Source organism: Jeotgalibacillus marinus (assembly GCF_040801915.1).
Lineage (GTDB): Bacteria > Bacillota > Bacilli > Bacillales > Jeotgalibacillaceae > Jeotgalibacillus > Jeotgalibacillus marinus.
Genome location: NZ_JBFMIA010000003.1, coordinates 111295 through 123434, shown reverse-complemented (window position 1 = coordinate 123434; position 12140 = coordinate 111295). Strand labels below are relative to the sequence as shown.

General features: G+C 39.0%; 13 protein-coding genes. All 13 read left to right on the top strand.

What is annotated here, in order from left to right; translation table 11 throughout:
- The first annotated feature begins 20 nt into the window (after nt 1–20).
- Genes AB1471_RS05710 through AB1471_RS05650 form a run of 13 tightly spaced genes read left to right on the top strand, consistent with a single transcriptional unit; the run spans nt 21 to nt 12138 of the window.
- The gene (locus tag AB1471_RS05710; RefSeq protein ID WP_367778775.1) at nt 21–383 is read left to right on the top strand and encodes a response regulator; all 363 of its coding nucleotides are present in this window, start codon (nt 21–23) and stop codon (nt 381–383) included.
- A gap of 5 nt (nt 384–388) precedes the next feature.
- Nucleotides 389–1048: a flagellar biosynthetic protein FliO gene (locus tag AB1471_RS05705; RefSeq protein ID WP_367778774.1), complete on the top strand. Its 660-nt coding sequence runs from the start codon at nt 389–391 to the stop codon at nt 1046–1048.
- Nucleotides 1041–1706, top strand: coding sequence for a flagellar type III secretion system pore protein FliP (fliP, locus tag AB1471_RS05700; protein WP_367778773.1), 666 nt, complete (start codon nt 1041–1043; stop codon nt 1704–1706). Before AB1471_RS05705 ends, fliP begins: the two co-directional genes overlap by 8 nt.
- A 14-nt stretch (nt 1707–1720) precedes the next feature.
- A complete protein-coding gene (gene fliQ, locus AB1471_RS05695) occupies nt 1721–1990 on the top strand; it encodes a flagellar biosynthesis protein FliQ (protein ID WP_367778772.1) in 270 nt (89 codons plus the stop codon).
- 4 nt (nt 1991–1994) lie between these two features.
- Nucleotides 1995–2777 (top strand): flagellar biosynthetic protein FliR, encoded by a 783-nt coding sequence (gene fliR, locus AB1471_RS05690; RefSeq protein WP_367778771.1) that lies wholly within the window; start codon nt 1995–1997, stop codon nt 2775–2777.
- Complete coding sequence (gene flhB, locus AB1471_RS05685; protein ID WP_367778985.1) at nt 2777–3859, top strand: flagellar biosynthesis protein FlhB; 1083 nt, start codon at nt 2777–2779, stop codon at nt 3857–3859. The genes fliR and flhB overlap by 1 nt, the downstream gene beginning before the upstream one ends.
- 23 nt (nt 3860–3882) lie before the next feature.
- Entirely contained in the window at nt 3883–5916 is a 2034-nt protein-coding gene (gene flhA, locus AB1471_RS05680) for a flagellar biosynthesis protein FlhA (RefSeq protein WP_367778770.1), read from the top strand.
- The gene (flhF, locus tag AB1471_RS05675) at nt 5913–7019 is read left to right on the top strand and encodes a flagellar biosynthesis GTPase FlhF (protein ID WP_367778769.1); all 1107 of its coding nucleotides are present in this window, start codon (nt 5913–5915) and stop codon (nt 7017–7019) included. The genes flhA and flhF overlap by 4 nt, the downstream gene beginning before the upstream one ends.
- Nucleotides 7019–7876, top strand: coding sequence for a MinD/ParA family protein (locus AB1471_RS05670; RefSeq protein WP_367778768.1), 858 nt, complete (start codon nt 7019–7021; stop codon nt 7874–7876). Before flhF ends, AB1471_RS05670 begins: the two co-directional genes overlap by 1 nt.
- Before the next feature lie 9 nt (nt 7877–7885).
- Nucleotides 7886–8992 (top strand): protein-glutamate methylesterase/protein-glutamine glutaminase, encoded by a 1107-nt coding sequence (locus AB1471_RS05665; RefSeq protein WP_367778767.1) that lies wholly within the window; start codon nt 7886–7888, stop codon nt 8990–8992.
- A gap of 15 nt (nt 8993–9007) precedes the next feature.
- The gene (locus AB1471_RS05660; protein WP_367778766.1) at nt 9008–11029 is read left to right on the top strand and encodes a chemotaxis protein CheW; all 2022 of its coding nucleotides are present in this window, start codon (nt 9008–9010) and stop codon (nt 11027–11029) included.
- 36 nt (nt 11030–11065) lie between these two features.
- On the top strand, nt 11066–11509 hold the full coding sequence (locus AB1471_RS05655; RefSeq protein WP_367778765.1) for a chemotaxis protein CheW: 444 nt from the start codon (nt 11066–11068) through the stop codon (nt 11507–11509).
- Nucleotides 11509–12138 carry a chemotaxis protein CheC gene (locus AB1471_RS05650; RefSeq protein ID WP_367778764.1) on the top strand — a complete coding sequence of 210 codons (630 nt, stop codon included), beginning with the start codon at nt 11509–11511 and terminating at the stop codon, nt 12136–12138. Before AB1471_RS05655 ends, AB1471_RS05650 begins: the two co-directional genes overlap by 1 nt.
- Nucleotides 12139–12140 lie beyond the last annotated feature (2 nt).

Below are 12140 nucleotides of genomic sequence, written 5' to 3'. Positions count from 1 at the left end.
ACCATGGGGGTATTCTAGGAATGTCTAAAAAGATTTTAATAGTTGATGATGCAGCATTTATGAGAATGATGATTAAAGATATTTTATCGAAAAATGGATTTGACGTAGTAGGAGAAGCAGCAGATGGCGTTCAAGCGATTGAAAAATTCAAAGAGACATCCCCTGATCTCGTCACAATGGATATTACGATGCCAGAGATGGACGGAGTCACAGCACTTAAAGAAATTAAAAAAATAGATAGCAGTGCAAAAATCATAATGTGTTCTGCAATGGGGCAACAAGCGATGGTTATTGATGCGATTCAAGCAGGTGCAAAAGACTTTATCGTTAAGCCGTTTCAAGCGGACCGTGTGATAGAGGCAATTACAAAAGCGATAGGTTGATAACTATGAAAAATCGACGAATCTTCCCTATACTGATCTTTGTTCTCCTTCTAAGCTCATTGTGGCTTGGGGGAGAATCATCAGTTTTAGCGGAAGGAATGGTAGATGAATGTTGGAACAATCAAGAAAATTGTAACGATGACATTTCCACACTGGGTGATGAAGAAGAAATCCTAGGTAAAGGAAATCCTGATGCCACGTGGGTAACGTATGTTAAGTTGATTGGAGCATTAGGATTCGTTCTTATTCTTCTTTATGGCTTACTAAAATTCGTAAATAGTCGTACGCGTAACTTTCAACAATCTAAGCTTATTCAAAACATGGGTGGGACAACACTTGGCGGTAATCGCTCTGTACAGATTGTGAAAGTGGCAGGAAGCTATTACGTGTTAGGTGTCGGTGAGGATGTACAGCTGATAAAGGAAGTCACGGATGAAAAAGAACAGGAGAAACTTGAACAATATTACCGAGAAAAAGATAATCAACAAATGCAGCGAAGTCCATTAAGTCTATGGTTTGAGAAATTATCGACGCGAAATAATCAGACGAGTCAAGAAAAACATTCATTTCAATCATTATTGTCAAAACAGCTAAACCAGCACAAGGTAGAGCGAAAAAAGTTGTTTAATCGGGCAAAGGGCAAGGAGCAAAATACAAATGGATGAATTTATTCAATTTTTTAATGATAGTCCACCAGATGACGTTGCGGCTTCTGTTAGATTATTACTGCTCCTAACTGTTCTTTCATTAGCACCAGGTATTTTAATTTTAATGACAGCATTTACAAGAATTGTAATTGTTCTTTCGTTTGTGCGTACATCTCTTGCAACTCAGCAGATGCCTCCGAACCAAGTTATTATTGGTTTGGCCCTGTTTTTAACGTTTTTTGTGATGTCACCGGTATTCAGTGAAGTAAATGACCGAGCATTAACACCACTTTTTAACGAAGAAATCGATCTTGAAGAAGCGTATGAGGAAGCTTCCATTCCATTTAAAGAATTTATGAGTAAACATACTAGGCAAAAGGATTTGGAACTTTTTTTAAGCTATACACAGGCAGATCGACCCGAGACGATTCAAGATATTCCGTTGACAGTTATGGTTCCTGCTTTTGCTTTAAGTGAGATAAAGACTGCATTTCAAATGGGGTTCATGATTTTTATTCCGTTTCTTGTAATTGATATGGTTGTAGCTTCTGTCTTAATGTCGATGGGGATGATGATGCTTCCGCCGGTCATGATTTCCTTACCGTTTAAGATTTTATTGTTTATTTTAGTCGATGGTTGGTACCTAGTTATGCAATCTTTACTATCAAGCTTTTAGGCAGGTGAACTTCTATGAATGGAGAAATGGTTATCTCAATCGCTGAAAGAGGCGTGTATACTACATTGATGATTAGTCTTCCTTTGATGTTGGTTGCACTTGCCGTCGGTCTTTTAGTCAGTATCTTTCAAGCTACTACTCAAATTCAGGAGCAAACACTTGCGTTTATTCCGAAAATTATTGGGGTAATGGTTGCGCTAGTCTTTTTTGGGCCCTGGATGCTCACACAAATCGTATCTTATGCCTCTGATATTTTAACCAACTTGACACGGTACATAGGTTAATAAGATGGAAGAATTATATCCGAGATTAACTATTTTACTTTTAATCGTGGTGAGAGTATCGGCCTTTTTCGTTATCATGCCATTGTTTTCCCATCGAACGATTCCTGCAATGCACAGAATTGGCTTTGCTTTGTTGATTTCGTGGATGATGTATTACACAATCGATGTTGAACCGCTTGAGATAAATGGTGAATACATCATGTTAATTATAAAAGAAGCACTCGTTGGTTTATTTATCGGCTTGATTGCCTACATTGTTTTGTCTGCCATTCAAATTGCCGGAAATTTTATTGATTTTCAAATGGGATTTGCGATTGCAAATGTTATTGATCCACAAACGGGTGCACAAAGTCCGTTGATGGGGCAATATTTATATACGTTGTCATTGCTTATGCTTCTTTATTTTGATGGTCATCATTTAATTATGGATGGGATATTTTTTAGTTATCAATTTGTACCAATGGATCAACTAGCAATTGCCTTTGGAGAACCCATTGCAGCTGAGTTTGTGATAAAAGCCTTTGCTGCAACATTTGTCATTGCTTTTCAAATTGCCTCTCCTGTTGTCGCAACGCTGTTTTTAGTTGATATTGCCTTAGGAATTGTTGCTCGAACGTCTCCACAATTTAATATTTTCGTTATTGGATTACCAATTAAAATTACAGTAGCATTTATTATTTTATCCGTGTTAATGGGCGTTACATTCAAAGTGATCCAAGGGCTATTTGATTTAATGTTTGTTGTCATGCGCGATATTATGACAATACTCGGAGGGGGAATCGTATGATGAAGTACATCCCTTTAGATCTGCAATTTTTCGCGGGAGAAAAAACTGAAAAAGCGACACCGAAGAAGCGTCTTGATTCACGTAAAAAAGGTCAAGTGGCAAAAAGTCAGGATGTCAATACAGCGATTATCTTATTTGCCGTATTTCTTTTTTTGTTTTTTACCGGAGGATTATTTAGAGACAGGATGTTAAATATCGTAGCGGTACCGCTGATGGATTATATATTGAGACCAGTGACGATGGATACAGCAAGGATTGTGTATATTGATATGCTTGTGCAAGTGGCATGGATTGTCCTTCCGATTATGGGTGTTGCTGCACTCGCAGGGATAACAGGGAATTATTTACAAGTAGGGTTTTTAGTCTCAACAGAGCCTTTAAAACCAAAGTTATCTAAAATGAATCCAATTAAAGGATTAAAACGAATTTTTTCAGCCAGAGCATTGGTGGAATTAGCAAAATCAATTTTAAAAATTTCATTAATTGGTATTACTACGTTTTTAGTATTGTGGTTAAGCATTGAACATGTTTTATCATTATCACTTAAGCCAGTGGAACAAACATTATTGGTCGCTGGTAAATTAACAGTTCAAATGGGGTTGTATGCTTCAGCACTCTTACTTTTTTTAGCTGTATTAGATTATTTATATCAGAAATATGATTTTGAAAAAAATATTCGAATGTCAAAGCAAGATCTCAAAGATGAATATAAAAACACGGAAGGCGACCCGCTGATAAAGTCAAAGATCAAACAGCGTCAGCGGGAAATGGCGATGAAACGAATGATGTCGGAAGTGCCGAATGCAGACGTTGTCATCACTAACCCTACTCATTACGCCATTGTTTTAAAATATAAAGCCGGTGAGTTCGATGCACCAGTTGTGGTAGCGAAGGGTGTCGATTTTGTCGCACAAAAGATCAAGTTGATTGCAAAAGAAAATGATGTCGTAGCTGTGGAAAATCGTCCGCTCGCTCGGGCGTTATTTGATCAAGCTGAAATAGGCGATCCCATTCCGGAAGAATTTTTCAAAGCGGTTGCTGAAATTCTAGCGTATGTCTATCGAATTAAAAATAAAGTATAAGACACAGTAAAGAGGGGACCAGCATGTCAGGAAAAGATTTAACCGTACTCGCCAGTGTCATCATGATTGTTGCTATGTTGGTGATCCCGCTTCCATCATGGATGCTCAGTATCTTAATCATTATTAATATTACACTAGGCCTTATTGTGCTACTTACATCCATGAATATGAAAGAGCCACTTGAGTTTTCCATCTTTCCTTCATTACTTTTACTCTTAACTCTCTTTCGCCTCGGATTAAATGTTTCCACGACAAGGGCGATCCTAAGTCGAGGTGAAGCAGGTGGCGTTGTAGAAACATTTGGTACGTTCGTAACCGGTGGAAATATACTTGTTGGGATCGTAGTATTTTTAATACTAATCATTATCCAATTCATTGTGATCACAAAAGGTGCTGAACGTGTATCTGAGGTTGCTGCACGATTTACACTTGATGCAATGCCTGGTAAACAAATGAGCATCGATGCGGATTTGAATGCAGGTATGATATCAGAAGTTGATGCAAGAGAACGACGAGAAAAAGTTGGTCGGGAAGCTGACTTTTATGGTTCTATGGATGGTGCAACGAAGTTCGTTAAAGGGGATGCCATCGCCGGGATCATCATTGTTATGATTAACTTAATTTTTGGAATGGTCATTGGGGTCGTTCAAATGGGTATGTCACTAGGAGATTCAGTAGGTCAATTTACATTGCTAACGGTTGGAGATGGCATTGTGAGTCAAATCCCTGCACTACTTATTTCCACTGCAACAGGCATCGTTGTAACGCGTGCTGCTTCAGATGGTAACCTAGGTCATGACATTACGTCTCAACTATTTACTTTCGGACCAATTATGTATGTTGCAGGTGGTACCATTGCACTGCTCGGATTTTTTACTACAATTGATAATTTCTTAACACTCCCAATTGCGCTGATTTTAATTATTGGTGGTTTTATGTTATCGAGGGCAGATAAGAAAGATGAAGATGACGTGTTTGAGATGGAAGAAGAAGCTACTACAGATGAAATGAAAAGCCCAGAAAGTGTGGTCAACTTACTTAATGTGGATCAAATAGAATTTGAATTCGGCTATGGGTTAATCCCTCTCGCAGATACAAATCAAGGTGGGGATTTATTAGATCGAATTGTTATGATTAGAAGACAGCTAGCTTTAGAATTAGGACTTGTCATACCGGTTGTGAGAATTCGAGATAATATTCAGCTTCAACCGAACGAGTACCGATTAAAAATAAAAGGCAATGAAGTAGCAAAAGGTGAACTGCTGCTGGATCATTATTTAGCGATGAGCCCTGGTGATGAAAATTCAATTGAAGGAATTGATACAGTTGAACCTTCGTTTGGCTTGCCAGCTAAATGGATTGATGAAACAGTCAAAGATCAGGCCGAAATGCTTGGCTATACCGTAGTGGATCCACCTTCAGTCGTATCGACACACATTACGGAAGTCATTAAAGGTAATGCCCACGATCTTCTCGGGCGCCAAGAAACAAAGCAACTTATCGATCATTTAAAAGAATCCTATCCAATTTTGGTCGAGGAAGTAACACCTTCTCCATTAGCGGTTGGAGATGTACAAAAAGTTCTTGCAAATCTATTAAAAGAAAACGTCTCAATTCGTAATCTACCAATCATTTTTGAAACTTTAGCGGATTATGCAAAGCTCACAACGGATACTGACGTACTCACTGAATACACAAGACAAGCTCTTGCTCGGCAAATCACGACGCAATACGCGCAAGGTGGAGATACGCTGAAAGTCATCACACTGTCTGGTCGAGTTGAAAAGCTTGTAGCAGACTCGATTCAGCAAACAGAACATGGCAATTATTTATCACTCGATCCAAATGACTCTCAACGTGTGATTGAAGCAATGGCCAATCAAATTGAAAAGCTATCACTGACGGAGCAAACACCACTTATTTTATGTTCTCCTGCTGTTCGAATGTATATTAGACAGCTGACAAATCGGTATTTTTCACAAATTCCGATTTTATCTTATAACGAATTAGAAGCGAATGTTGAAGTTCAAAGCGTAGGGGTGGTGAACGTAGAATGAAAATGAAAAAAATAGTAGCACGCACGATGCCTGAAGCGATGAAAAAAGTTCGATCTGAGCTTGGTAGTGACGCAGTCATTTTAAATTCAAAAGTTATCTACACAGGTGGATTTTTAGGGTTATTTAAAAAAAAGAAAATGGAAGTCGTTGCAGGTCTGGATACAAGTGAAACTCAAGAGCAACCGCAAAAAGTTGTGCAAGACCCTATATATGTACAAGACGATGTTGCTAGTCATAATCAGCTACAGGATGAAATAAAAGAACTAAAAGCAATGGTGTCCACGATGTCGAAACAGCGTTTTACGTCATTAAATCATTTTCCACCTTCCATTCAACATGAACTGGAGCGCTTTAGACAGCAGGAATTTCAAGAAGAGTGGCTACTTGATCTAGGATCGAATTTATTTGATCAATGGAAACAGAGCCCTGATGACAATAAAATTCGTCAATGGGCAGAAACGCGAGTAAAAGAACAAGTCGAATCACTTACACATCATGGCATTGTTGCCGATAAGAAATATATATACGTTCTTGGTCCAACGGGGGTAGGTAAGACGACAACAATTGCAAAGATTGCCGCAAAGCTCGTTGTTGAGAAACGTAAAAAAGTCGCATTTATTACGACTGACACGTATCGCATTGCCGCAATCGAACAGTTGAAAACATACGCTCAGTTACTAAATGTACCTATTGAAGTCGTGTATAATCGTAGTGATTTTGACAAAGCTGTCGAAAAGTTTGAAGACTATGATCATGTGTTTGTTGACACTGCTGGACGTAATTATCGTGAACGTCAATATGTGGATGAATTGAAAAAGGTTATTGATTTCGATATGAACATACAAAGTTTTTTGGTCCTGTCAATGACAGCGAAGCTGCAGGATATGCAAATGATTGTAGACCGTTTTCATGATGTTGTAATCGATCAATTTATTTTTACAAAGTGGGATGAAAGTGCAAGCGTTGGTCCTGCATTTCATATGATGTTGCACAATGAAACAGGAGCTGCGTATTTAACAACAGGCCAAGCAGTGCCAGAAGATATTATTGAAGCAAATCCAGAGTCGTTGTTTAAACTCCTGTTAGAAAGTGTGAATGAATAATGGATCAAGCAGAAACGTTACGACGACAAATGTTGCAGTCACAAAGAGGATTAGGAAAAGTAATTGCCGTTGTAAGTGGCAAGGAAGGGGTTGGAAAATCAAATTTTTCCACTAGCTTTGCCACTGAAATTTCATCAAAAGGTCACAGCGTGTTACTACTCAATATGGATGTCGGAAAGGACAATTTTCATAGTTTAATTGGTCAGCATTCAGAAAAAACGATCTTCTATTGCTTAGAAAGTGATAGAAGTATTCATGATGTCGTACAAAATCGTCCAGGTGGTTTTTCGTATATATCAGGTGGATCGGATCTTAGTCGAATGATTGAGTGGAAGGATATTGAAATCAATCGATTGATTCATGGACTTGAAGAACTTCAAAAAGAATATGATTATTTAATTTTTAATATGGGTGTTGGTGATACAGCAAAGGGGCATGAACTTATTATGGCTGCTGATGAAGTAATCGTTATTACAACAGCCGAACCAACCTCAATCATGGAAGCTTACTCAATGATGAAATTTATTCACATGAAAGATGAAGAAAATAAATTTTCTATCCTGTGTAACCGTGTTGTGGATGAAACAGAAGGTGAAGTAGTACTCCAACGCCTCCGACTAGCAATGGAACGATTTTTACAAAAAGAGATTCATCTACTCGGAAGTTTACCAGAAGACTTGAATGTTAGAAAAGCCGTGTCAAATAGAACACCGTTTATTTTGAATGATCCATCAACACCTGCGGCTAAAACACTAAAGAAAATCGTTCATCACTATCTCGATCAACACACAGGTGAAGCCTATGCAAATTCCGATCGCTTTGTCCAGCGTTTGTCTACATTATTTTCCAGACGGTGAGGTGATCCTATGATAAATAAGAATGTAATAAAAGTGTTGGTCGTAGATGATTCGGCTTTTATGAGAAAACTAATTCAAGAATTTTTATCGGAGCAGGACAATATCGCCGTCGTTGGAACAGCTCGAAACGGACAGGATGCAATGGCGAAAATTAAGTTGCTTCGTCCACACGTCATAACGATGGATGTTGAAATGCCTGTTATGAGTGGGTTAGAGGCATTACAAGTGATTATGAAAGAACACCCACTCCCTGTAATTATGCTATCAAGTACAACAAAAGAAGGAACCGAAAACACGCTTTTAGCTATGGATTACGGTGCCGTTGATTTTGTAGCGAAACCTTCTGGGACTATTTCACTGGACCTTCATAAAGTGAGAGATGAATTAGTTAGCAAAGTAACTTCCGCAGCCGGTGCGAAGGTTCAGGTATTAAGAAAGCCTGCGCCAGCAATTAAACAAGTACATCCACAAAAACGAACAACACAAGAACAGCTTGAACAACCAACAGCTCAACATCGATCAGTGACAAACTCTGTGTCATCTAGGCGTAAAGTGGTGTTAATCGGAGCATCAACCGGTGGACCTCGAGCATTGCAAGAAGTGATCCGTACGCTGCCAAAAACGATGGCTGCCCCAGTAGTGATCGTTCAACATATGCCAGCAGGTTTTACAAAATCACTTGCTAATCGACTTAATCGTCTTTCTGCAGTAACAGTAAAAGAAGCAGAACATGGAGACGCCTTACAAAACGGCAACGTTTACCTGGCACCTGGTGGATTTCACCTGACATTGACTCAACGAGAATCAACCATTTTTATCGAATTAAATGAAAATCCACCAAGAAATGGGCACCGTCCATCGGTGGATACGATGCTAGAATCTGTCACATCGATCGATTCGGTAGAGAAAATTGTTGTCATATTGACCGGAATGGGCGCGGATGGGTCTAAAGGTCTGGTACAATTAAGTTGTAAAGACCCAGTAATCACAATTGCCGAATCACAAGATACTTGTATTGTGAATGGCATGCCAAAAGCAGCAGTTGCAACAGGACTCGTTCAAGAAATTTTACCATTATCTATGATCTCTACAACCATAATGAAATATCTGCCTTAAGAAGGGTGATGCGGGATGGAAATGAATCAGTATTTAGAGGTATTTATTGAAGAAAGCAAGGATCATTTACAAAATTGTAATGCTCAATTGTTGGAGCTTGAGAATAATCCTCAAGATTTAAAAATCGTCAATGAGATCTTCCGTTCGGCTCATACCTTGAAGGGAATGTCAGCAACAATGGGTTATGAAGATCTTGCAAGCCTAACACACAACATGGAAAACGTGTTAGATGCGATTCGTAACGAAAAGCTAGCTGTTACAACGACGATTATGGATGTTGTATTTTCAGCGGTCGATGACTTAGAAGAAATGATCACTTCAATTGCTGGAGGTGGTGACGGTAAAAGAGATGTTTCGAACGTAGTGAAACAACTTGAACTGATTGAAAAAGGTGAACAACCAGTGGTAATAGACAAGCCGATCACTAGTGATCAATCATCTGTAATTCACTATGATGAGTTTGAGCGTACCATCTTACTTCAATCACTCGAACAGGAATACCTAGCATACGAATTATCTGTAAAGATTCGTGAGGGGTGCTTATTAAAAGCTGCACGTGTCTATATGGTGTTTGATTTGCTAGAAAAAATGGGTGAAGTGATAAAATCAACTCCACCCTCTGATCATCTCGAGGAAGAAAATTTTGATCAAGAGTTTTGTGTGACGCTCGTATCAAAAGAGTCAGCTGATCTCATAGAAAAAGCCGTTCTTACAGTATCAGAAATCGAGCAGGCTACTGTTCATACTATGACGATTGAATCCATTCAAAAGGGTCATATGGAAGTAGCAGCTACTTCACAAACGATTCATGAAAAGCCTACTGTTGATGAAGTCAAAAAAATGTCGGATGATAAGCAGAAGCCAGAAGAGCAATCCAAAGGTGCCATTATCAATAAGACAATTCGTGTGAATATTGATCGGCTTGATGTACTCATGAACTTATTTGAAGAACTCGTCATCGACCGAGGGCGATTAGAACAAATTTCGAAAGAATTAAATCATGGTGAATTGAATGAAACTGTTGAACGTATGAGTCGCATTTCAGGTGATCTACAATCAATTATTCTAAACATGCGCATGGTACCTGTTGAAACTGTTTTTAATCGCTTCCCTCGGATGGTTCGCCAACTTACGAGAGATTTAAATAAAAAAATTGCGCTCAATATCATCGGACAGGATACGGAACTTGATCGTACAGTCATTGATGAAATTGGTGATCCACTCGTTCACCTTTTGCGGAATGCAATGGACCATGGTGTAGAAACGCCAGAAGTGCGTGTGGCAAATGGGAAACCCGAAGAAGGTACGATCGTATTACGTGCCTACCATAGCGGTAACTATGTCTTTATAGAAATTGAAGATGACGGTGCAGGTATAAGTAAAGACCGTGTGCTACAAAAAGCTTTATCTAAAGGTATCGTCACAGATGAATTAATAAGAACAATGACGGATCAGCAAATTTTCGAACTAATCATGGCTTCTGGATTTTCAACTGCAGAGACGGTCTCAGATATTTCAGGCCGTGGTGTAGGCTTGGATGTAGTAAAGACCACCATTGAATCATTAGGTGGGTCAATTACGATCAACTCTACTGAGGGAAAGGGCTCTATTTTTTCGGTGCAGTTGCCACTGACGCTATCAATTATTTCAGTGATGCTCGTTGAAATGGAAAAAGAAAAATATGCAATTCCATTATCATCCATTATCGAAACAGCAGTCGTTAAAAATGAAGAGATTTTACATGCACACGATCAGCGTGTCATCGATTTTAGAGGTAAAGTAGTTCCCCTTGTATTTTTAAAAGAGGTATTTGACGTACTAACAGAGGATCATCTTGATGAAATACACTCGATTATAATCGTTCGTAAAGGTGATAAAATGGCAGGGCTTGTCGTTGACTCATTTATTGGTCAGCAAGAAGTCGTGTTAAAATCTCTTGGCAATTATATGGGGGATGTATTTGCGATTTCAGGTGCGACAATTCTTGGAGATGGTCAGGTTGCACTTATTGTAGATTGTAATTCTCTTATTCAATAAACGATCAATCTTTTTTCAGAAGGGAGTGTACCGGTTTTGACAGTTGAAGCAGTAGGAAGTGAAACAAAAGTTATTATTTTTCGATTAGTAAACAAAGAATACGCAGTTCCGGTTCAACACGTACAATCGATTGAAAAAGTTATGCCTGTTACACGCGTTCCTCGTGTTGCCTCTCACATAAAGGGAGTTGTGAATCTACGTGGAGTTGTAACGCCAATCGTTGACCTTCGCACACGTTTTTCTCTTGAAGAAGGTAAATACGATGAAGATACACGCATTATAATCGTGACTTATGAGAATAAAGAGGTTGGCTTGATCGTGGATTCGGCGAATGATGTGCTTGACCTACCTGAAGGATCCATTGGACCTCAACCGAATGTTGTAGGGAGCGTTGAAGCAGATTTTATTAGTGGGGTGGCAAAATTGGATAGAAGACTTCTAATTTTACTTCATTTAAATAAAGTGCTGGAGAATGTGTAATGAGCTTTGATCAGGAGATTACACTCTATCATCTTGATGTGTTAAAGGAAGTCGGTAATATTGGAGCAGGTCATGCAGCCACGGCCTTGTCGACACTATTGGGTAAAACGATTGATATGAAAGTACCACTTGTAAAAATCGTATCATTTGATGACATGATGGAGATGGCAGGTGGTTCTGAAAATATAGTCGTCAGTATATTTTTACGTATTGAAGGGGAAATATCCGGCAGTATGTTCTTTATTTTGCCATTGCCCCAGGCTGAATCATTTATTCGTACAATGACACAGGATGAGAGTTTTTCTTTTGATACCCCTCCTTATTCGGAGATTGGACTTTCAGCAATGCAAGAAATGGGAAATATTTTATCGGGCACTTATTTATCTTCCTTGTCTGATTTTACACAATTAAATTTGTACCCAACCGTGCCGGCGCTTTCTGTAGATATGGTTGGTGCCATTATTAGCTATGGATTGGTTGAGCTTTCTCAGGTCAGTGATCAGGCAATTGTGATTGATACAGCCCTATTTGGTGAAGGACATGAAGGTGAAGGAGTTACCGGGCAGTTCTTTTTGCTTCCCGATCCAGATTCGTTTCATGTGCTGTTTAAGTCCTTAGGAGTCGAGTGAAC